General features: G+C 54.2%; 31 protein-coding genes. 30 read left to right on the forward strand and 1 reads right to left on the reverse strand.

The features are described from left to right. The first annotated feature begins 136 nt into the window (after positions 1-136). Together ompR and envZ are read left to right on the forward strand one after the other, a co-directional pair. Positions 137-859 (forward strand): osmolarity response regulator transcription factor OmpR, encoded by a 723-nt coding sequence (ompR, locus tag LRL22_RS17325; RefSeq protein ID WP_005340625.1) that lies wholly within the window; start codon positions 137-139, stop codon positions 857-859. Further along, positions 856-2,166, forward strand: coding sequence for a two-component system sensor histidine kinase EnvZ (gene envZ, locus LRL22_RS17330; protein WP_270905955.1), 1,311 nt, complete (start codon positions 856-858; stop codon positions 2,164-2,166). The genes ompR and envZ overlap by 4 nt, the downstream gene beginning before the upstream one ends. A 37-nt stretch (positions 2,167-2,203) precedes the next feature. Here the strand turns inward: envZ and LRL22_RS17335 are convergent, their stop codons facing one another. Beyond that, complete coding sequence (locus tag LRL22_RS17335; protein ID WP_005355344.1) at positions 2,204-3,118, reverse strand: DMT family transporter; 915 nt, start codon at positions 3,116-3,118, stop codon at positions 2,204-2,206. 356 nt (positions 3,119-3,474) lie between these two features. Between LRL22_RS17335 and rpsJ the strand changes: the two genes are divergently transcribed. The 28 genes from rpsJ (at position 3,475) to rplQ (ending at position 17,098) form a co-directional block, all read left to right on the forward strand. Next, positions 3,475-3,786 (forward strand): 30S ribosomal protein S10, encoded by a 312-nt coding sequence (gene rpsJ, locus LRL22_RS17340; RefSeq protein WP_005307944.1) that lies wholly within the window; start codon positions 3,475-3,477, stop codon positions 3,784-3,786. A 22-nt stretch (positions 3,787-3,808) separates the two neighbouring features. Then, the gene (gene rplC / locus LRL22_RS17345) at positions 3,809-4,441 is read left to right on the forward strand and encodes a 50S ribosomal protein L3 (RefSeq protein ID WP_005340620.1); all 633 of its coding nucleotides are present in this window, start codon (positions 3,809-3,811) and stop codon (positions 4,439-4,441) included. A gap of 17 nt (positions 4,442-4,458) precedes the next feature. Beyond that, positions 4,459-5,064 carry a 50S ribosomal protein L4 gene (gene rplD, locus LRL22_RS17350; RefSeq protein WP_005340616.1) on the forward strand — a complete coding sequence of 202 codons (606 nt, stop codon included), beginning with the start codon at positions 4,459-4,461 and terminating at the stop codon, positions 5,062-5,064. Further along, entirely contained in the window at positions 5,061-5,363 is a 303-nt protein-coding gene (rplW, locus tag LRL22_RS17355) for a 50S ribosomal protein L23 (protein WP_005307955.1), read from the forward strand. The genes rplD and rplW overlap by 4 nt, the downstream gene beginning before the upstream one ends. 15 nt (positions 5,364-5,378) lie before the next feature. Continuing rightward, on the forward strand, positions 5,379-6,200 hold the full coding sequence (gene rplB / locus LRL22_RS17360; protein WP_005340614.1) for a 50S ribosomal protein L2: 822 nt from the start codon (positions 5,379-5,381) through the stop codon (positions 6,198-6,200). A 22-nt stretch (positions 6,201-6,222) separates the two neighbouring features. Further along, entirely contained in the window at positions 6,223-6,501 is a 279-nt protein-coding gene (gene rpsS / locus LRL22_RS17365) for a 30S ribosomal protein S19 (protein WP_005307960.1), read from the forward strand. A gap of 10 nt (positions 6,502-6,511) precedes the next feature. Next, complete coding sequence (gene rplV, locus LRL22_RS17370) at positions 6,512-6,856, forward strand: 50S ribosomal protein L22 (RefSeq protein WP_005319741.1); 345 nt, start codon at positions 6,512-6,514, stop codon at positions 6,854-6,856. Positions 6,857-6,859: 3 nt separating this feature from the next. Then, the gene (rpsC, locus tag LRL22_RS17375; protein WP_005307962.1) at positions 6,860-7,573 is read left to right on the forward strand and encodes a 30S ribosomal protein S3; all 714 of its coding nucleotides are present in this window, start codon (positions 6,860-6,862) and stop codon (positions 7,571-7,573) included. A 13-nt stretch (positions 7,574-7,586) separates the two neighbouring features. Beyond that, entirely contained in the window at positions 7,587-8,000 is a 414-nt protein-coding gene (gene rplP, locus LRL22_RS17380) for a 50S ribosomal protein L16 (protein ID WP_005340612.1), read from the forward strand. After that, a complete protein-coding gene (gene rpmC, locus LRL22_RS17385) occupies positions 8,000-8,191 on the forward strand; it encodes a 50S ribosomal protein L29 (protein ID WP_005307965.1) in 192 nt (63 codons plus the stop codon). Before rplP ends, rpmC begins: the two co-directional genes overlap by 1 nt. Next, positions 8,191-8,439, forward strand: coding sequence for a 30S ribosomal protein S17 (rpsQ, locus tag LRL22_RS17390; RefSeq protein WP_005307966.1), 249 nt, complete (start codon positions 8,191-8,193; stop codon positions 8,437-8,439). Before rpmC ends, rpsQ begins: the two co-directional genes overlap by 1 nt. A gap of 147 nt (positions 8,440-8,586) precedes the next feature. Then, positions 8,587-8,955 carry a 50S ribosomal protein L14 gene (rplN, locus tag LRL22_RS17395; RefSeq protein WP_005307975.1) on the forward strand — a complete coding sequence of 123 codons (369 nt, stop codon included), beginning with the start codon at positions 8,587-8,589 and terminating at the stop codon, positions 8,953-8,955. A gap of 11 nt (positions 8,956-8,966) precedes the next feature. After that, entirely contained in the window at positions 8,967-9,284 is a 318-nt protein-coding gene (gene rplX, locus LRL22_RS17400; RefSeq protein ID WP_005307977.1) for a 50S ribosomal protein L24, read from the forward strand. A 13-nt stretch (positions 9,285-9,297) separates the two neighbouring features. Then, positions 9,298-9,837: a 50S ribosomal protein L5 gene (gene rplE / locus LRL22_RS17405; RefSeq protein ID WP_005331162.1), complete on the forward strand. Its 540-nt coding sequence runs from the start codon at positions 9,298-9,300 to the stop codon at positions 9,835-9,837. A 10-nt stretch (positions 9,838-9,847) separates the two neighbouring features. Continuing rightward, on the forward strand, positions 9,848-10,153 hold the full coding sequence (gene rpsN, locus LRL22_RS17410; RefSeq protein ID WP_005340609.1) for a 30S ribosomal protein S14: 306 nt from the start codon (positions 9,848-9,850) through the stop codon (positions 10,151-10,153). A 21-nt stretch (positions 10,154-10,174) separates the two neighbouring features. Then, complete coding sequence (gene rpsH, locus LRL22_RS17415) at positions 10,175-10,567, forward strand: 30S ribosomal protein S8 (protein WP_005307980.1); 393 nt, start codon at positions 10,175-10,177, stop codon at positions 10,565-10,567. Positions 10,568-10,580: 13 nt separating this feature from the next. After that, the gene (rplF, locus tag LRL22_RS17420) at positions 10,581-11,114 is read left to right on the forward strand and encodes a 50S ribosomal protein L6 (RefSeq protein WP_005340607.1); all 534 of its coding nucleotides are present in this window, start codon (positions 10,581-10,583) and stop codon (positions 11,112-11,114) included. Positions 11,115-11,123: 9 nt separating this feature from the next. Beyond that, a complete protein-coding gene (gene rplR, locus LRL22_RS17425) occupies positions 11,124-11,477 on the forward strand; it encodes a 50S ribosomal protein L18 (RefSeq protein ID WP_005340606.1) in 354 nt (117 codons plus the stop codon). A 14-nt stretch (positions 11,478-11,491) separates the two neighbouring features. Beyond that, positions 11,492-11,992 (forward strand): 30S ribosomal protein S5, encoded by a 501-nt coding sequence (gene rpsE / locus LRL22_RS17430; RefSeq protein ID WP_005340605.1) that lies wholly within the window; start codon positions 11,492-11,494, stop codon positions 11,990-11,992. Positions 11,993-11,998: 6 nt separating this feature from the next. Then, a complete protein-coding gene (rpmD, locus tag LRL22_RS17435; RefSeq protein ID WP_005307985.1) occupies positions 11,999-12,178 on the forward strand; it encodes a 50S ribosomal protein L30 in 180 nt (59 codons plus the stop codon). Positions 12,179-12,180: 2 nt separating this feature from the next. Beyond that, positions 12,181-12,618, forward strand: a complete 438-nt coding sequence (rplO, locus tag LRL22_RS17440; protein WP_005340604.1) for a 50S ribosomal protein L15 — start codon at positions 12,181-12,183, stop codon at positions 12,616-12,618. An 8-nt stretch (positions 12,619-12,626) separates the two neighbouring features. Next, positions 12,627-13,955 (forward strand): preprotein translocase subunit SecY, encoded by a 1,329-nt coding sequence (secY, locus tag LRL22_RS17445; RefSeq protein WP_005340602.1) that lies wholly within the window; start codon positions 12,627-12,629, stop codon positions 13,953-13,955. Positions 13,956-13,982: 27 nt separating this feature from the next. Continuing rightward, positions 13,983-14,096 (forward strand): 50S ribosomal protein L36, encoded by a 114-nt coding sequence (rpmJ, locus tag LRL22_RS17450; RefSeq protein WP_005319705.1) that lies wholly within the window; start codon positions 13,983-13,985, stop codon positions 14,094-14,096. A 139-nt stretch (positions 14,097-14,235) separates the two neighbouring features. Then, positions 14,236-14,592 carry a 30S ribosomal protein S13 gene (gene rpsM, locus LRL22_RS17455; protein WP_005307991.1) on the forward strand — a complete coding sequence of 119 codons (357 nt, stop codon included), beginning with the start codon at positions 14,236-14,238 and terminating at the stop codon, positions 14,590-14,592. Between the two features lie 14 nt (positions 14,593-14,606). After that, the gene (rpsK, locus tag LRL22_RS17460) at positions 14,607-14,996 is read left to right on the forward strand and encodes a 30S ribosomal protein S11 (RefSeq protein WP_005307993.1); all 390 of its coding nucleotides are present in this window, start codon (positions 14,607-14,609) and stop codon (positions 14,994-14,996) included. A gap of 39 nt (positions 14,997-15,035) precedes the next feature. Beyond that, on the forward strand, positions 15,036-15,656 hold the full coding sequence (rpsD, locus tag LRL22_RS17465; protein ID WP_005340600.1) for a 30S ribosomal protein S4: 621 nt from the start codon (positions 15,036-15,038) through the stop codon (positions 15,654-15,656). 25 nt (positions 15,657-15,681) lie between these two features. After that, positions 15,682-16,671, forward strand: a complete 990-nt coding sequence (locus LRL22_RS17470; protein ID WP_005307997.1) for a DNA-directed RNA polymerase subunit alpha — start codon at positions 15,682-15,684, stop codon at positions 16,669-16,671. Positions 16,672-16,714: 43 nt separating this feature from the next. Then, positions 16,715-17,098 (forward strand): 50S ribosomal protein L17, encoded by a 384-nt coding sequence (rplQ, locus tag LRL22_RS17475; protein ID WP_005307999.1) that lies wholly within the window; start codon positions 16,715-16,717, stop codon positions 17,096-17,098. The last annotated feature ends 105 nt before the right edge of the window (positions 17,099-17,203 follow it).

Here is a 17,203-nt window from a genome sequence, read left to right on the forward strand (position 1 = left end):
GAGTCGCTGGCCAGCGCAGTGACTTGATGGCTGTCACGCTCTCGGGACGGGTAATAACCGGTAACATATTTGTGCTTTGCTCCCGCTATATCCCCCCCTAGTATTGGGGGCAGCTAAAGAATGAAGAGGCAAAGCAATGAGTCAGCAGCAATACAAGGTCCTGGTCGTGGACGATGACCTGAAATTACGTTCCCTGTTGGAGCGCTATCTCACCGAGCAGGGATTCGTAGTGCGCGGCGTGGCCAATGGCGAGCAGGCCGATCGCTTGCTGACTCGTGAAAACTTCAGCCTGATGGTGCTCGACCTGATGTTGCCGGGGGAGGATGGGCTCTCCATCTGCCGTCGTCTGCGGGAAGCGGGCAACCAGATCCCGGTGTTGATGCTCACCGCCAAGGGGGATGAAGTGGATCGCATCGTCGGGCTCGAGATGGGGGCCGATGACTATCTGCCCAAGCCGTTCAATCCCCGCGAACTGCTGGCGCGGATCCGTGCCGTGCTGCGCCGCCATACCGTCGAGTTGCCGGGGGCCCCTTCTGCTGCAGAGAAGGTGGTCAACTTCGGCGCCTTCCAGCTCAATCTGGCGACCCGCGAGCTGAGCCGGGATGGTGAGCCGATGGCGCTCACCAGTGGTGAATTTGCGGTGCTCAAGGTACTGGTCAGCCATCCGCGCGAGCCGCTTTCCCGCGACAAGTTGATGAATCTGGCACGTGGCCGCGAATATACCGCCACCGAGCGCAGTATCGACGTACAGGTCTCTCGTCTGCGCCGCCTGCTGGAGCAGGATCCGGCCCAGCCCCGCTACCTGCAGACCGTCTGGGGTCTGGGGTATGTGTTCGTGCCAGATGGTGACGGTGCATGAAAAAGGTCGGCAGCATGTTCTCGCGCATGCTCTGGTTTCTGGCCGCCGTTCTGGTGGTCTATCAAGCAGTCTCCTACGTCACCTTCTATAACTATCTGCTGGCGCCAACCGTCAAGCAGATCAGTCACTTGCTGGCCAATCAGGTCAAGCTGATCTTTCCGGTCAACACTGAACAACTGGCGCTGAGTGAAGATGCCGAGGCGCTGGTCTATGTGACGACCGGTACCGACATCTATACCCAGAGCGAAGCGGTGCAGCATGGCTTCAACAATGCCAAGCCATACCCCTATCTGGAGGAGAACATCAGTCGCGAGCTGGGTGGCCCGGCCAAGGTGCGGGTCGAGATCCAGGATCACTACATCATCTGGATCCAGCCGCCGCAGGCCAGCAAAATCTGGGTGCGGATCCCGCTGACCGAGATTGAAGATGACGATATCGAACCCCTCATCATCTATCTGAGCGTGCTGCTGGTGATCACCCTGTTTGCGGCCTGGCGCTTTGCCCGGCAGCTGGTGCGCCCGCTCGAGGATCTCGAGGCTGGTGCAGTTGCTGTTGCCAGGGGGCATTTCCCCGAGGCGCTGGGGGAGCTGGGCTCAAGGGAGGTGCGGCGGCTGACCCGCACCTTCAACCATATGTCGCACTCCATCAAGAGCCTGATCGAAGAGCGTAACCTGATGATGGCGGGGGTCTCCCATGATCTGCGTACCCCGCTGACCCGCATCCGGCTGGCGACCGAGATGATGTCCTCCGGTGACGAGTACCTCAAGGAGAGCATCAACGCCGACATCGATGAGTCCAATGCCATCATCGATCAGTTCATCGACTACATCCGACCGGATGAGGGGCAGGATTTGGAGCCTATCGACCTGACCCAGCTGGTGCATGATACCTTGCTGATCTACTCGGAGCAGGGGCTGGAGGTCGATCTGGCGCTGCCGCAAGAGGCGGTGCGGGTGGCCTGCAATCCGGTAAGTATCCGGCGGGTGTTGAACAACCTCTCAAGCAACTCGCAGCGTTATGGGGCGAGCCGCTTGCATGCCGAGCTCAAGGACGACGGGCACTGGGTGCGCTTGCGCCTTTCCGATGATGGCCCCGGCATTCCGGAGCAGGACTACTCCCGGGTGCTCAAGCCGTTTACTCAGGGGAATGTGGCGCGTACCGTTGGCGGCAGTGGCTTGGGGTTGGCCATCGTGGCCAAGATAGTCGCCCAGCACCACGGCACTATCCGGTTGGGAAGTTCGGAGCTCGGCGGCCTGCTGGTCGAGATGCGGCTGCCGAAACATCAGCCACAGGAGTGGATGGATTGAGAGAAGGGCGTATCCGTGGATACGCCCTTCTGCATGGTCAGCTCTTTGTTTCGACTGATGCACGATAGCGTTTGCCGTACTTGAGCTGCTGGATCAGCAGGGCGGCAACGATGAGCGCCAACCCGATGGGGGTGGCCGGATGGATGGCTTCGCCGATCAACAGGTTGAGCAGTACCAGTGAGGCAAACGGCGAGATAAAGATGAGGTTGCTGATGGGGGCCGTGTTGGTGGCATGGCGCAGCGCCATCAGCCAGAGCACGAAACCGAAGCCCATTTCGAACAGTCCCACATAGATGGCACCAGCCCATCCCTGCCAGGCGGTCATGGCAAAATCGGAGAGCAACCAGGTCGCCACGACTATAAAAGGCAGGCTGATCATAAAGCCGAGCAACAGGCTGACAATGGGATCGCCCTGATTGCGGGTGTTGAGGATCCAGTAGCTGGCCCAGATGAGGGTCGAGACCAGCGCCAGCGTCACGCCGAGGGGGCTGTCGAACTGCAGGCCGAATACATCCCCTCTGGTGGCGATCACCAGCGCGCCAAAATACCCCAGCACGATAGCGACGCCATCGCGCCGACGCAGCTTCTGGCCGAGGAAGGGGACGGCCAGCAGACTGAGGGTAATGGCCCAGGTGTAGTTGAGGGTCTGTGCCTGCTGGGCAGGTAGCAGATCATAGGCTTTGAACAGCAACAGGTAATAGAGAAAGGGATTAAGCACGCCCAGAGTCAGATAGTAGAAAGGGCGGGCCTTGATGTAGCTCCCCAGCAGCGGCAGTTTGCCCTGTTTGGCGACGACGGCTGTCAGCGTGAGAGTCGAGGTGAAGGCGGCCACAAGCAACAGTTGCACAGGTTCGAAATAGGCGAGGGAGATCTTGAAGGCGGTGGCGACCGTCGACCAGAGGGCAACGGCGCAAAGGCCATACTGATAGGCTTTCTTTTGATCTTTGAGCATGGGATGTCGTTCCACTGACAGAGGCAAGCGCACAGTCTACCAGTCTGCTTGTAACATTGTCGTTACCTGGGTGTCGGCAGCATAGTGTGTTGCCGCAGGCGAGATCCATCTGTCACATAAAACTGCGCATAATCTGTTCGCTCTCCCTTGCGCAAATTTGAAAAATCCGTATAATCCCCTCCGCTTACCCATGAGGTAAGCCAGACGATATGTCTGCTGCTGAGTTTCCTGTTTACAGGAGCCAGCCATACAGTCCTCCCGATATGGGGGGAAACGTGAAAAATCACACCTCTGGCGGGAGTAATCTCGGTCGGGCGGTGTTGATTTATGTTCTTTTATCTATTGGAGCTCTGTCAATGCAGAACCAAAGAATCCGTATCCGCCTGAAGGCTTTTGATCATCGCCTGATTGATCAATCCACTGCGGAAATCGTTGAAACTGCTAAGCGCACTGGCGCGCAGGTTCGCGGTCCTATTCCGCTGCCGACTCGCAAAGAGCGCTTCACCGTCCTGATCTCCCCGCACGTCAACAAAGATGCGCGTGATCAGTACGAGATCCGCACTCACAAGCGTCTGGTAGACATCGTTGAGCCGACTGACAAGACCGTAGACGCCCTGATGCGTCTGGATCTGGCAGCTGGTGTAGACGTCCAGATCAGCCTGGGTTAATTACGGAAAGAGGTTGATAACAATGACAATCGGTCTTGTAGGTCGCAAAGTGGGTATGACTCGCATCTTCACTGAAGATGGCGTTTCTATCCCGGTGACTGTTATCGAAGTTGAAGCTAACCGTGTAACTCAGGTCAAATCTGTAGAAACCGACGGCTACAACGCTATTCAGGTTACCACTGGCGCCAAGAAAGCCAGCCGTGTGACCAAGCCGGAAGCTGGCCACTTCGCCAAAGCTGGTGTAGAAGCCGGTCGCGGTCTGTGGGAATTCCGCCTGAACAACGGTGAAACTTTCACTGTTGGTAGCGAGCTGAAAGTAGATCTTCTCGCTGACGTTAAGCTGGTAGACGTTACCGGCACATCCAAAGGTAAGGGCTTTGCTGGTACTGTTAAGCGCCACAACTTCCGCACCCAGGATATGACCCACGGTAACTCCTTGTCTCACCGCGTTCCGGGTTCTATCGGTCAGAACCAGACTCCGGGTCGTGTATTCAAGGGCAAAAAGATGGCTGGTCACATGGGTGCTGAGCGTGTAACGACTCAGAACCTGGAACTGGTTCGTGTTGACGCTGAACGCAACCTGCTGCTCATCAAAGGTGCAGTACCGGGTGCAACCAACGGCAACGTGATCGTCAAACCTGCCGTCAAAGCGTAACGTCTGAGGAGATAGTAATGGAATTGGTAATGAAAGACGCCAAGAGCGCTCTTGAAGTTTCCGAGACTACCTTCGGGCGCGAATTCAACGAAGCTCTGGTTCACCAGGTCGTCGTTGCATATGCCGCTGGTGCCCGTCAGGGTACTCGTGCGCAGCTGACTCGCTCTGAAGTGTCTGGTGGCGGCAAAAAGCCGTGGCGTCAGAAGGGTACTGGTCGTGCCCGTGCTGGCTCCATCCGTTCGCCCATCTGGCGTTCCGGTGGTGTGACTTTTGCCGCTAAGCCGCAAGATCACAGCCAGAAAGTAAACAAGAAGATGTACCGCGGCGCTATCCGTAGCATTCTGTCCGAGCTGGTACGTCAAGAGCGCCTGATCGTTGTTGAGAAGTTCGGCATCGAAGCTCCGAAGACCAAAGAACTGATCGCCAAGCTGAAAGAAATGGAACTGACTGACGTTCTGATCGTGACTGCTGAAGTCGATGAGAACCTGTTCCTGGCTGCTCGCAACCTGTACAAAGTTGACGTGCGTGACGTTGCCGGTATCGACCCGGTCAGCCTGATCGCTTTCGACAAGGTTCTGATGACTGCTGATGCAGTTAAGCAAATCGAGGAGATGCTGGCATGATCCGTGAAGAGCGTCTGCTGAAAGTTCTGAAGGCTCCGCACATCTCTGAAAAGAGCACCATGGTTGCAGAAAAGCAGAACACTATCGTGTTCAAAGTTGCTGTTGATGCTACCAAGGCGGAAGTCAAAGCTGCAGTTGCGAAACTGTTCGAGGTCGAAGTTGAGACCGTCCGTACCCTGAACATGAAGGGTAAGACCAAGCGCGCAGGTGCACGCGTAGGCCGTCGTTCCGATTGGAAAAAGGCTTATGTGACCCTGAAAGCTGGTCAGGACATCGACTTCATGGGCGCAGCCGAGTAAGAGGAGTTCTCAAAAATGGCAATCGTTAAGTGCAAGCCTACTTCTCCGGGCCGCCGCCACGTCGTCAAGATCGTCAATCAAGAGCTGTACAAGGGCAAGCCCTTCGCCGCTCTGCTGGACAGCAAAAGCAAGTCCGGTGGTCGTAACAACAACGGCCGTATCACTACCCGTCATATCGGTGGTGGTCACAAGCAGCACTACCGTATCGTCGACTTCAAGCGCGACAAAGACGGTATCCCGGCTAAAGTAGAGCGCCTGGAATACGATCCGAACCGTACCGCTAACATCGCTCTGGTGTTGTATGCAGACGGTGAGCGTCGTTACATCCTGGCTCCGAAAGGCCTGAAAGCTGGTGACGCGATCGCTTCTGGTGCTGATGCAGCCATCAAGGTAGGTAACGCCCTGCCGATGCGCAACATCCCGGTTGGTTCTACCGTTCACGCTGTAGAGATGAAGCCTGGTAAAGGTGCCCAGCTGGCTCGTTCCGCTGGTACTTTCATCCAGATCCTGGCTCGTGAAGGTAACTATGTAACTCTGCGTCTGCGTTCCGGCGAAGTACGTAAAGTTCTGGCCGAGTGCCGCGCTACCATCGGTGAAGTCGGTAACTCCGAGCACATGTTGCGTCAACTGGGTAAAGCCGGTGCAAACCGCTGGCGTGGTATTCGTCCGACCGTTCGCGGTATGGCGATGAACCCGGTTGACCACCCGCACGGTGGTGGTGAGGGTCGTAACAAGGGCATGCAGCCTGTGTCCCCATGGGGCCAGAAGGCTAAAGGCTTCAAGACCCGTAAGAACAAGCGTACCGACAAGTACATCGTACGTCGTCGTAACAAGTAATTGTTAACATAGAGGAATCACCATGCCACGTTCTCTCAAGAAGGGTCCATTTATTGACCTGCACTTGCTGAAGAAGGTAGAGAAAGCGGTGGAAAGCGGGGATAAAAAGCCGGTTAAAACCTGGTCCCGTCGTTCAATGATCATCCCGAACATGATCGGTTTGACCATCGCTGTCCATAATGGTCGTCAGCACGTTCCGGTTTTCGTTACCGAAGAAATGATCGGTCACAAACTGGGTGAATTCGCACCGACTCGTACTTATCGCGGCCATGCTGCTGATAAGAAGGCTAAGAAGCGCTAAGGGATAAATGATGGAAGCTATCGCTAAACACCGTTATGCCCGTACTTCTGCCCAGAAAGCTCGTCTGGTAGCCGATCAAGTACGTGGTCTGTCCGTAGACAAGGCTCTGAATATCCTGACCTTCAGCCCGAAAAAGGCTGCAGTGCTGGTTAAGAAAGTGCTGGAATCTGCCATTGCAAACGCTGAGCACAACGAAGGCGCCGATATCGACGCGCTGCGTGTTGCTACTATCATGGTCGACGAAGGTCCCTCCATGAAGCGCATCCGTCCGCGTGCCAAAGGTCGTGCGGATCGTATCCTCAAGCGTACCGCTCACATCACTGTAGTGGTATCCGACGCTAAGGCTGGGAGATAAGCAATGGGTCAGAAAGTACATCCTAATGGCATTCGCCTGGGTATTACCAAGCCTTGGAATTCTACCTGGTTCGCGAACACCAAAGACTTCGCTGACAACCTGTACAGCGATTTTCAAGTACGCCAGTTCCTGACCAAGGAACTGAAAAACGCGTCCTTGTCCAAGATCACCATTGAGCGTCCGGCCAAGAGCATCCGTGTGACCATTCACACCGCTCGTCCGGGTGTTGTAATCGGTAAGAAAGGCGAAGACGTTGAGAAGCTGCGCAAAGCTGTAGCCACTATTGCTGGCGTGCCTGCTCAGATCAACATTTCCGAAGTCCGCAAGCCGGAGCTGGATGGCAAACTCGTTGCCGACAGCATCACTTCCCAGCTGGAGCGTCGTGTAATGTTCCGTCGTGCTATGAAGCGCGCCGTACAGAACGCAATGCGCCTGGGTGCCAAGGGCATCAAAGTGGAAGTTTCCGGTCGTCTGGGCGGCGCTGAAATCGCGCGTACCGAATGGTACCGTGAAGGTCGTGTGCCGTTGCACACCCTGCGTGCCGACATCGACTACGCAACTTCTGAAGCCCACACCACTTACGGTGTGATCGGCGTTAAAGTTTGGATCTTCAAGGGCGAAGTTCTGGGCGGTCTGGCTGCTGTTAACGCTGCCGCTGCTCAAGAGCAAGCTCCTGCAAAGCCCAAGCGTGACAACAAGCGCCGCGCTGCTAAGTAAGGAGATTCGGTAAATGTTGCAACCTAAGCGTACTAAATTCCGCAAGACCCACAAGGGTCGTAACCGCGGTCTGGCCACCTCTGGTAACGAAGTATCCTTCGGTACCTTTGGCCTGAAGGCGACATCCCGTGGTCAACTGACTGCTCGTCAAATCGAAGCAGCCCGTCGTGCCATGACCCGTCACGTTAAGCGTCAAGGTAAGATCTGGATCCGTGTGTTCCCGGACAAGCCCATCACCGAAAAGCCCCTCGAAGTTCGTATGGGTAAAGGTAAGGGTAACGTGGAATACTGGGTTTGCCCGATCCAGCCTGGCAAGGTTCTGTACGAGATGGACGGTGTACCTGAGGCTCTGGCGCGTGAAGCGTTTGCCCTGGCCGCAGCTAAGCTGTCTGTTCAGACCACTTTCGTAATTAAGACGGTGATGTGATGAAAGCCCAAGATCTGCGTCAAAAGAGCGTCGAAGAACTGAACCAGGAGCTGCTGGGCCTGCTGCGTGAGCAATTCAACATGCGCATGCAAGCGTCCACCGGCCAGCTGGCTCAGACTCACACTCTGAAACAAGTGCGTCGTGACGTCGCACGTATCAAGACTGTACTGACTGAGAAGGCAGGTGCGTAATGACTGACAAGATCCGTACTCTGCAAGGTCGTGTAATCAGCGACAAGATGGACAAGTCCATCACTGTTGCTATCGAGCGCAAGGTAAAGCACCCGATCTACGGTAAGATCATCAAGCGCACTACCAAGCTGCACGTACATGACGAAAACAACGAGTGCAAAGCTGGCGACCTCGTGGAAATCCGCGAATGCCGCCCGCTGTCCAAGACCAAGTCCTGGACCCTAGTTGCCGTTGTAGAAAAGGCCTAATCGGTACTTTGTAGTCCAAGCGGCCCCTTTCAGGGGCCGTTTGTTTTTTAGGCTACCTTTTCTGAAAATCCTGTGTTATAGTTTCGCGCCTTTTGAAGGCAGCCAGATCCCATTAGGGATAAGAAGTAAACAAAGCGGAGCACTAAGATGATCCAGATGCAAAGTATGCTGGGTGTTGCCGACAACTCCGGCGCTCGCAGTGTAATGTGTATTAAGGTTCTGGGTGGCTCGCACCGCCGTTACGCCGGCATCGGCGACATCATCAAGGTTTCCATCAAGGAAGCCATTCCTCGCGGTAAAGTGAAGAAAGGTGATGTGTATAACGCGGTGGTCGTACGCACCCGTAAAGGCGTTCGTCGTCCGGACGGCTCTGTCATCCGTTTCGACAACAATGCGGCTGTGTTGCTTAACAACAACCAACAGCCAATCGGTACTCGTATTTTTGGCCCGGTGACCCGTGAACTGCGTAATGAGAAGTTCATGAAGATTGTGTCCCTGGCACCCGAAGTACTGTAAGGAGTCGAACGATGGCAGCTAAAATCCGTCGCGAAGACGAAGTGATTGTTCTTACCGGCAAAGACAAGGGCAAGCGTGGCAAAGTCACTCAAGTCCTGATTGCAAAAGGTAAGGTAATCGTGGAAGGCATCAACCAGGTGAAGAAACACCAGAAGCCGGTACCCGCACTGGGTCAGGCTGGCGGTATCGTCACCAAAGAAGCCCCCATCGATGTATCAAACGTAGCGCTGTTCAACTCTGCCACTGGCAAAGCTGACCGCGTTGGTTTCCGGATTGAAGACGGCAAAAAAGTCCGTTTCTTCAAATCCACCGGCGAACTTGTGAAGTAATTGGAGTTTAACGATGGCGAAACTGCATGATTACTACAAATCCGATGTAGTAAATGAACTGTCCAAGCAGTTCGGTTACAAGACTATCATGCAAGTCCCTCGGATCGAGAAAATCACCCTGAACATGGGTGTTGGTGAAGCGATCTCTGACAAGAAGTTGCTGGAAAATGCTGCTGCCGATATGGCTGCCATTTCCGGTCAGAAGCCGCTGATCACCAAAGCTCGCAAATCTGTTGCGGGCTTCAAGATTCGTGAAGGCTACCCGATAGGTTGTAAAGTAACCCTGCGTGGCGAGCGTATGTGGGAGTTCCTGGAACGGCTGATCTGCATCTCCGTACCGCGTATCCGTGACTTCCGTGGCCTGAACGCTAAAGCGTTCGACGGTCGTGGTAACTACTCCATGGGCGTGCGTGAGCAGATCATCTTCCCGGAAATCGACTATGACAAAGTCGATCGCGTCCGTGGTCTGGATATCACCATCACCACTTCCGCGAATACCGATGAAGAAGGCCGTGCTCTGCTGGCTGCCTTTAACTTCCCATTCCGCAAGTAAGGTTAGGGTTATGGCTAAAACATCCATGAAAGCGCGCGAAGCAAAGCGTGCCAAGCTGGTAGCCAAGTACGCGACCAAGCGTGCCGAGCTGAAAGCTATCATCGTTGACATGAACGCTTCTGAAGAAGCGCGTTGGGATGCTGTACTGCAACTGCAACAGCTGCCCCGTGATTCCAGTCCGTCCCGCCAGCGTAACCGTTGCAATATTACTGGTCGTCCGCACGGTTTCCTGCGCAAGTTTGGCCTGTCTCGCATCAAGGTGCGTGAGCATGCCATGAAGGGCGAAATTCCGGGCCTGAAGAAGGCTTCTTGGTAACGAATCTCGGGAGTTAGACTTATGAGCATGCAAGATCCGATCGCGGATATGCTGACCCGCATCCGTAACGGTCAGGCGGCGAGCAAAGTTGCGGTTTCCATGCCTTCTTCCAAGCTGAAAGTGGCTATCGCCAAAGTGCTGAAAGAAGAAGGTTACATCGCTGGCTACTCCGTAGCTGGTGACGTGAAGCCGGAACTGGAAATTGAACTGAAATATTTCCAGGGCAAGCCAGTTGTAGAACTGATCCAACGCGTAAGCCGTCCAGGCCTGCGTATTTACAAGCGCACTACTGATCTGCCGAAAGTTATGGGCGGTCTCGGTGTTGCTATCGTGTCCACGTCTAAAGGTGTGATGACTGACCGTGCTGCTCGCAAAGCAAGCATGGGCGGTGAGATCATCTGCTACGTCGCTTAATAGGAGGTAGGAAATGTCTCGTGTTGCTAAGGCACCCGTCACTATTCCTGCTGGCGTAGAGGTGACTCTGAACGGCCAGGAACTGACCATCAAAGGTGGTAAAGGTTCTCTGGTTCGCTCTATTCACGCCGGTGTAGAAGTGACCAAAGAAGACAATGTACTGAAGTTCGCCCCGCGCGGCAGCATCGCTGGTGCTGACGCTCAGGCCGGTACTGCCCGTGCATTGGTCAACAACATGGTAATCGGTGTTACCCAAGGCTTCGAGCGCAAGCTGCAGCTGGTTGGTGTAGGTTATAAAGCCTCCATCAAGGGCAATGCTGTTGCGCTGGCTCTGGGCTTCTCTCACCCGGTAGAGCATGCGCTGCCGGCTGGTGTGACCGCTGAGTGCCCGACTGCTACAGAAATCGTTCTGCGTGGCGTCGACAAGCAGCTGGTTGGCCAAGTCGCCGCCGATATCCGTGCTTACCGCGCTCCGGAGCCCTACAAGGGCAAGGGTGTACGCTATGCCAACGAGCAAGTGCGTACTAAAGAAGCTAAGAAGAAGTAAGGTAACACTATGGACAAGAAAGCAGCTCGTCTCCGTCGTGCTACTCGTGCTCGGAAAAAGATGCAGGAACTGGGAGCTACCCGTCTGGTTGTTCACCGTACCCCGCGTCATATCTATGCGCAGGTTATTGCAGCCAACGGTTCCGAAGTTCTGGCCTCTGCTTCCACAGTAGAGAAAGCCATCAGTGAAGCTCTGAAATACACCGGTAACGCAGATGCTGCTACCGCTGTAGGTAAGGCTATCGCTGAGCGTGCTATTGCCAAAGGCGTTCAGAACGTATCTTTCGATCGTTCCGGTTTCAAGTATCACGGTCGCATCGCTGCCCTGGCAGCTGCCGCACGTGACGCTGGTCTTCAGTTCTAAGCTAGGAGTCGAAGATGGCTAAAGTCGAATCTCAAGCCGGCGAACTGCAAGAAAAGCTCATTGCAGTAAACCGTGTTTCGAAAACTGTTAAAGGTGGTCGTATCATGTCCTTCACCGCGTTGACCGTGGTGGGTGATGGTAACGGCCGTGTAGGTTACGGTTACGGTAAAGCCCGTGAAGTTCCGGCTGCTATTCAAAAAGCCATGGAACAGGCTAAGCGTAACCTGAACAAGGTTGAGCTGAACAACGGCACTCTGCACCACCCGGTGCGTGGTGTTCACTCTGGCTCCACCGTGTTCATGAAGCCGGCCTCCCAAGGTACTGGTATCATTGCAGGCGGCGCTATGCGTGCTGTTCTGGAAGTTGCCGGTATTCACAACGTGCTGGCCAAGACCTACGGTTCCACCAACCCAATCAACGTTGTTCGCGCTACTGTAGACGCTCTGGTTCACGGTCAATCACCGGAACAGATCGCTGCCAAGCGTGGTCTGCGCGTTGAAGAAATTCTGGGGTAATGCGACATGGCTAACACTGTAAAAGTAACTCAAACTCGCAGCTCTATCGGCCGTCTGCCAAAGCACAAGGCGACTCTGCGTGGTCTGGGTCTGCGTCGCATTGGTCACACCGTTGAGCTGGAAGATACTCCTTGCGTACGCGGCATGATCAACCAGGTTTATTACATGGTTAAGGTGGAGGGCTAAGCATGCGTCTGAACACTCTGTCTCCGGCCGCTGGTTCCAAGCCTGAAAAACAACGTCGTGGTCGTGGTATCGGCTCCGGCCTGGGCAAGACTGGTGGTCGTGGTGTTAAAGGCCAAACCTCTCGTTCCGGTGGCGGTAAAGTCCGCAACGGTTTCGAAGGCGGCCAGATGCCTTTGAAAATCCGTCTGCCGAAGTTCGGTTTCTTCTCTCGCAAATCTTTGGTTTCTGCCGAAGTGCGTCTGAACGAAATCGCCCTGGTAGAAGGTGATGTGGTCGACCTGAGCACTCTGAAGCAAGCCGGTGTTGTTACTAAGAACATCGTGTTCGCTAAAGTTGTTCTGTCAGGCAACATTGACCGTGCTGTGACCGTTCGTGGTCTGTCCGTCACCAAAGGTGCACGCGCAGCCATCGAGGCCGCTGGCGGTAAAATCGAGGAATAATCAGTACAATGGCTAAGAAACCAGGATTGGATGTTAAAGCACAGGGTGGTCTGAGTGAACTGAAGAGCCGTCTGCTCTTCGTTCTCGGGGCGATTATCGTTTTCCGTGCAGGCTCTTATGTGCCGATTCCTGGTATTGACGCCGCCGTACTGGCCGAGTTGTTCCAGCAACAGAAGGGCACCATCATTGAGATGTTCAACATGTTCAGTGGTGGTGCACTCTCGCGTGCTTCTATTCTTGCGTTGGGGATCATGCCGTACATTTCGGCGTCGATCATTATCCAGCTGCTGACAGTGGTTCACCCCGCTCTTGCTGAACTCAAGAAAGAAGGTGAATCCGGCCGTCGCAAGATTAGCCAATATACCCGTTGGGGCACGCTGGTTTTGGGAACTTTCCAGGCCATTGGTATTGCAACCGGTCTGCCGAATATGATGCATGGACTCGTGACTAATCCGGGTCTGGGCTTCTATTTCACAGCGGTTGTGAGTCTGGTCACCGGTACCATGTTTTTGATGTGGTTGGGTGAACAGATTACCGAGCGTGGGATTGGTAATGGTATCTCGTTGATTATTTTCACAGGTATCGTTGCTGGTCTGCCGCATGCCATTGGCGCTACGGCCGAACAGGCACGTCAAGGGGAATTGCACATCCTGCTGTTGTTGTTGCTGGGCTTGATTGTTTTCGCAGTGACTTACTTTGTGGTGTTCGTGGAGCGTGGTCAGCGTCGTATCGTCGTTAACTATGCCAAGCGTCAACAAGGCCGCCAGGTATTTGCCGCGCAAAGCACACACCTGCCGTTGAAAGTGAATATGGCTGGTGTGATTCCTGCGATTTTCGCATCCAGTATCATCCTCTTCCCGGGGACCATTACCTCCTGGTTTGGTCAGGGTGAGGGTAAAGTAGCTGATATCCTGCAACAGGTCTCTATGGTCCTGCAGCCGGGTCAACCGCTTTACGAGATGCTGTATGCAGCAGCCATTATCTTCTTCTGCTTCTTCTATACCGCGCTGGTGTTCAACCCCCGCGAGACAGCAGATAATCTGAAGAAGAGTGGAGCCTTTATCCCGGGGATCCGCCCGGGCGAGCAGACAGCACGTTACATCGATAAGGTTATGACTCGCCTGACATTGGCAGGTGCGCTCTATATAACCTTTATCTGTCTGGTACCCCAGTTCTTGATGACTGCCTGGAACGTACAGTTCTACTTCGGTGGCACTTCGCTGCTGATTATCGTGGTAGTTATCATGGACTTCATGGCTCAGGTACAAACCCATATGATGTCTCATCAATATGGCGACGTCCTGAGGAAGGCCAACCTGAAGGGCTACGGCCGCTAAAGGTCGGCGTAGTTACGGAGTTAAGCAATGAAAGTTCGTGCTTCCGTTAAGGCAATCTGCCGTAACTGCAAAATCATCAAGCGTCACGGTGTGGTGCGTGTGATTTGCAGCGAGCCAAAGCATAAACAGCGCCAAGGCTAATTTTTTACGGTTAGTACTTGCAACAAATAGTTGTGCTGGCTAATATAGCCAGCCAACTTTTGTTGTGTATTGGTTGACCGCCACGTATCCGCTCACGGGCTTTGTGGTGGTCGTAATCTACTATATGTAGGAGTGAATAGTGGCCCGTATCGCTGGCATTAACATTCCTGACCATAAGCATGCAGTCATCGCTTTGACTGCTATTTATGGCGTCGGTCGTACCCGCTCCAAGGCCATCTGTGCCGCAGCCGGTATCGCTGAGAATGTGAAAATTAAAGACCTGGACGAAGCTCAGATCGAGAGTCTGCGTGAACAAGTAGGTAAATTCACCGTTGAAGGTGACCTGCGTCGTCAGATTTCCATGAACATCAAGCGATTGATGGATCTGGGTTGCTACCGTGGTTTGCGTCACCGTCGTAGCCTGCCTGTTCGTGGTCAACGTACCAAGACCAACGCTCGTACCCGTAAGGGTCCGCGCAAGGCTATCAAGAAGTAACGGGAAGGTAGAAAATGGCTAAAACTCCGACTCGTGCTCGCAAGCGCGTTAAAAAGCAAGTGAGCGACGGTATTGCGCACGTTCATGCATCTTTCAACAACACAATCGTGACCATTACTGACCGTCAGGGCAATGCTCTGTCTTGGGCTACTTCTGGTGGTTCCGGTTTCCGTGGTTCTCGTAAGTCCACCCCGTTCGCTGCTCAGGTAGCTGCCGAACGCGCTGGTGAGATGGCCAAAGAATATGGCGTCAAGAACCTGGAAGTCATGGTCAAAGGTCCGGGTCCCGGTCGTGAGTCTTCCATCCGCGCCCTGAACGCGGCTGGTTTCCGCATCACTAACATTACTGATGTGACTCCGATCCCGCACAACGGTTGTCGTCCTCCCAAGAAGCGCCGCGTATAACGCTGTAGCTACTTGGTCTAGGATTGTTGGAGAAAGAAGATGGCAAGATATATCGGTCCTAAGCTTAAGCTTAGCCGTCGTGAGGGCACCGACCTCTTCCTGAAGTCAGGTGTTCGTGCGATTGATTCTAAGTGCAAGATTGACACCGCCCCTGGTCAGCACGGTGCGCGTAAAGCGCGTCTGTCCGACTACGGTGTTCAGCTGCGCGAGAAACAAAAAGTTCGTCGTATCTACGGCGTATTGGAAAAACAGTTCCGCAACTACTACCGCGACGCTGCCCGTCAAAAGGGTAACACCGGTGAAAACCTGTTGCAGCTGCTGGAAGGTCGTTTGGACAACGTTGTTTACCGTATGGGCTTCGGCGCTACCCGTGCTGAATCTCGTCAGCTGGTGAGCCACAAGGCCATCATGGTAAACGGTCGCGTTGTGAACATTCCTTCTTTCCAGGTTTCCCCTGAGGATGTGATCTGCGTTCGTGAGAAGGCTAAGAAGCAAGCGCGTATCAAAGCTTCCCTGGAAGTTGCTGGTCAGCGTGAGAAGCCGACTTGGGTAGAGGTTGACGCCGCTAAAATGGAAGGTGCTTTCAAGCGTCTGCCAGAGCGTTCCGACCTGTCTGCCGACATTAACGAACAGCTGATCGTCGAGCTTTACTCCAAGTAAAGCTAGCTTCTAAAGAGAGGACACAATGCTGGGTTCTGTAACAGATTTTCTTAAACCGCGGCTAGTTGACATCGAGCAAGTTAGCCCGACTCATGCGAAAGTGACTCTTGAGCCACTCGAGCGTGGCTTTGGTCACACGCTGGGCAACGCCCTGCGTCGTATTTTGCTGTCTTCTATGCCCGGTTGTGCAGTTACTGAAGTCGAAATTGACGGGGTACTGCATGAGTACAGCAGCAAAGAAGGTGTACAGGAAGACATTCTTGAAATCCTGCTCAACCTGAAAGGTATCGCTGTGAAGCTGGAAGGCAAGGACGAGGTAACTCTGTCCCTGACCAAGTCTGGAACAGGCCCCGTTACCGCAGGTGATATCACTCACGGTGATGAAGTCGAGATCGTAAACCCGGAGCACGTAATCTGCCACCTGACTGGTGCCAATGCTGAAATCAGCATGCGCTTGAAAGTTCAGCGCGGTCGTGGTTATGTGCCTGCTTCTGCTCGTGTTCACAACGATGACGAAGAGCGTCCTATCGGTCGCCTGCTGCTGGACTCCGCGTTCAGCCCCATCGTTCGTATTGCCTACAATGTTGAGGCAGCACGTGTGGAACAGCGTACCGACTTGGACAAGCTGGTCATCGACATGGAGACCAATGGTACCCTGGATCCTGAGGAAGCTATCCGTCGTTCTGCCACTATTCTGGCTGAGCAACTGGAAGCCTTCGTGGATCTGCGCGATGTCAGCGTGCCCGAGAAGAAAGAAGAGAAACCCGAGTTTGATCCGATTCTGCTGCGTCCTGTCGATGATTTGGAGCTGACAGTTCGTTCTGCGAACTGTCTGAAGGCAGAAGCTATCCACTATATTGGTGATCTGGTACAGCGTACCGAAGTTGAGTTGCTTAAGACTCCTAACCTCGGTAAGAAGTCCCTGACTGAGATCAAGGACGTGTTGGCCTCCCGTGGTCTGTCTCTTGGCATGCGCCTTGAGAACTGGCCGCCCGCCAGCATCGCTGACGAGTAATCCAGATTACGGGTTTCACAGATTTAGTTAGAAGGATAAGGTCATGCGCCATCGTTTGAGTGGTCGTCAACTGAACCGGAACAGCAGCCATCGTCAGGCTATGTTCCGCAACATGGCCAGCTCCCTGGTTCGTCATGAGATCATCAAGACGACTCTGCCTAAGGCAAAAGAGCTGCGTCGTGTAGTTGAACCGCTGATCACCCTTGCCAAGACTGATAGCGTTGCTAATCGTCGTCTGGCATTTGCCCGCACTCGCGACAACGCGATCGTGGCTAAGCTGTTCAATGAACTGGGCCCGCGCTACCTGGAGCGCGCCGGCGGTTATACTCGCATTCTGAAATGCGGTTTCCGTGCTGGCGACAACGCCCCTATGGCTTATATTGAGCTGGTAGACCGCCCGGCCGCTGCTGAAGCAGCTGCTGAGTGATAAAGAAAAAGCCGGGCTTGTCCCGGCTTTTCTTTTAATCCATTCTGATCCTGCCTCAACTGCCTCAACTGCCTCAACTGCCTCAACTGCCTCAACTGCCTCAAC

Origin of the sequence: Aeromonas sp. PI_26 (assembly GCF_027854445.1) — a bacterium.
Taxonomy (GTDB): Bacteria; Pseudomonadota; Gammaproteobacteria; order Enterobacterales; family Aeromonadaceae; genus Aeromonas; species Aeromonas veronii.

Excerpts from the sequence above, each read along its gene's own strand:
- rpsC (WP_005307962.1), top strand. The coding sequence starts at position 6,860 with ATGGGTCAGAAAGTACATCCTAATGGCATTCGCCTGGGTATTACCAAG.
- rplD (WP_005340616.1), top strand. The coding sequence starts at position 4,459 with ATGGAATTGGTAATGAAAGACGCCAAGAGCGCTCTTGAAGTTTCCGAG.
- rpsN (WP_005340609.1), top strand. The coding sequence starts at position 9,848 with ATGGCTAAAACATCCATGAAAGCGCGCGAAGCAAAGCGTGCCAAGCTG.
- rplE (WP_005331162.1), top strand. The coding sequence starts at position 9,298 with ATGGCGAAACTGCATGATTACTACAAATCCGATGTAGTAAATGAACTG.
- rplC (WP_005340620.1), top strand. The coding sequence starts at position 3,809 with ATGACAATCGGTCTTGTAGGTCGCAAAGTGGGTATGACTCGCATCTTC.
- LRL22_RS17335 (WP_005355344.1), bottom strand. The coding sequence starts at position 3,118 with ATGCTCAAAGATCAAAAGAAAGCCTATCAGTATGGCCTTTGCGCCGTT.
- rpsH (WP_005307980.1), top strand. The coding sequence starts at position 10,175 with ATGAGCATGCAAGATCCGATCGCGGATATGCTGACCCGCATCCGTAAC.
- rplW (WP_005307955.1), top strand. The coding sequence starts at position 5,061 with ATGATCCGTGAAGAGCGTCTGCTGAAAGTTCTGAAGGCTCCGCACATC.
- rpsK (WP_005307993.1), top strand. The coding sequence starts at position 14,607 with ATGGCTAAAACTCCGACTCGTGCTCGCAAGCGCGTTAAAAAGCAAGTG.
- rplO (WP_005340604.1), top strand. The coding sequence starts at position 12,181 with ATGCGTCTGAACACTCTGTCTCCGGCCGCTGGTTCCAAGCCTGAAAAA.
- rpmD (WP_005307985.1), top strand. The coding sequence starts at position 11,999 with ATGGCTAACACTGTAAAAGTAACTCAAACTCGCAGCTCTATCGGCCGT.
- rplQ (WP_005307999.1), top strand. The coding sequence starts at position 16,715 with ATGCGCCATCGTTTGAGTGGTCGTCAACTGAACCGGAACAGCAGCCAT.
- rplR (WP_005340606.1), top strand. The coding sequence starts at position 11,124 with ATGGACAAGAAAGCAGCTCGTCTCCGTCGTGCTACTCGTGCTCGGAAA.
- rpsJ (WP_005307944.1), top strand. The coding sequence starts at position 3,475 with ATGCAGAACCAAAGAATCCGTATCCGCCTGAAGGCTTTTGATCATCGC.
- rpsE (WP_005340605.1), top strand. The coding sequence starts at position 11,492 with ATGGCTAAAGTCGAATCTCAAGCCGGCGAACTGCAAGAAAAGCTCATT.
- envZ (WP_270905955.1), top strand. The coding sequence starts at position 856 with ATGAAAAAGGTCGGCAGCATGTTCTCGCGCATGCTCTGGTTTCTGGCC.
- rpmC (WP_005307965.1), top strand. The coding sequence starts at position 8,000 with ATGAAAGCCCAAGATCTGCGTCAAAAGAGCGTCGAAGAACTGAACCAG.
- rpsS (WP_005307960.1), top strand. The coding sequence starts at position 6,223 with ATGCCACGTTCTCTCAAGAAGGGTCCATTTATTGACCTGCACTTGCTG.
- rplB (WP_005340614.1), top strand. The coding sequence starts at position 5,379 with ATGGCAATCGTTAAGTGCAAGCCTACTTCTCCGGGCCGCCGCCACGTC.
- rpmJ (WP_005319705.1), top strand. The coding sequence starts at position 13,983 with ATGAAAGTTCGTGCTTCCGTTAAGGCAATCTGCCGTAACTGCAAAATC.
- rplP (WP_005340612.1), top strand. The coding sequence starts at position 7,587 with ATGTTGCAACCTAAGCGTACTAAATTCCGCAAGACCCACAAGGGTCGT.
- rplV (WP_005319741.1), top strand. The coding sequence starts at position 6,512 with ATGGAAGCTATCGCTAAACACCGTTATGCCCGTACTTCTGCCCAGAAA.
- LRL22_RS17470 (WP_005307997.1), top strand. The coding sequence starts at position 15,682 with ATGCTGGGTTCTGTAACAGATTTTCTTAAACCGCGGCTAGTTGACATC.
- rpsD (WP_005340600.1), top strand. The coding sequence starts at position 15,036 with ATGGCAAGATATATCGGTCCTAAGCTTAAGCTTAGCCGTCGTGAGGGC.
- rplX (WP_005307977.1), top strand. The coding sequence starts at position 8,967 with ATGGCAGCTAAAATCCGTCGCGAAGACGAAGTGATTGTTCTTACCGGC.
- secY (WP_005340602.1), top strand. The coding sequence starts at position 12,627 with ATGGCTAAGAAACCAGGATTGGATGTTAAAGCACAGGGTGGTCTGAGT.
- rpsQ (WP_005307966.1), top strand. The coding sequence starts at position 8,191 with ATGACTGACAAGATCCGTACTCTGCAAGGTCGTGTAATCAGCGACAAG.
- rplF (WP_005340607.1), top strand. The coding sequence starts at position 10,581 with ATGTCTCGTGTTGCTAAGGCACCCGTCACTATTCCTGCTGGCGTAGAG.
- rplN (WP_005307975.1), top strand. The coding sequence starts at position 8,587 with ATGATCCAGATGCAAAGTATGCTGGGTGTTGCCGACAACTCCGGCGCT.
- ompR (WP_005340625.1), top strand. The coding sequence starts at position 137 with ATGAGTCAGCAGCAATACAAGGTCCTGGTCGTGGACGATGACCTGAAA.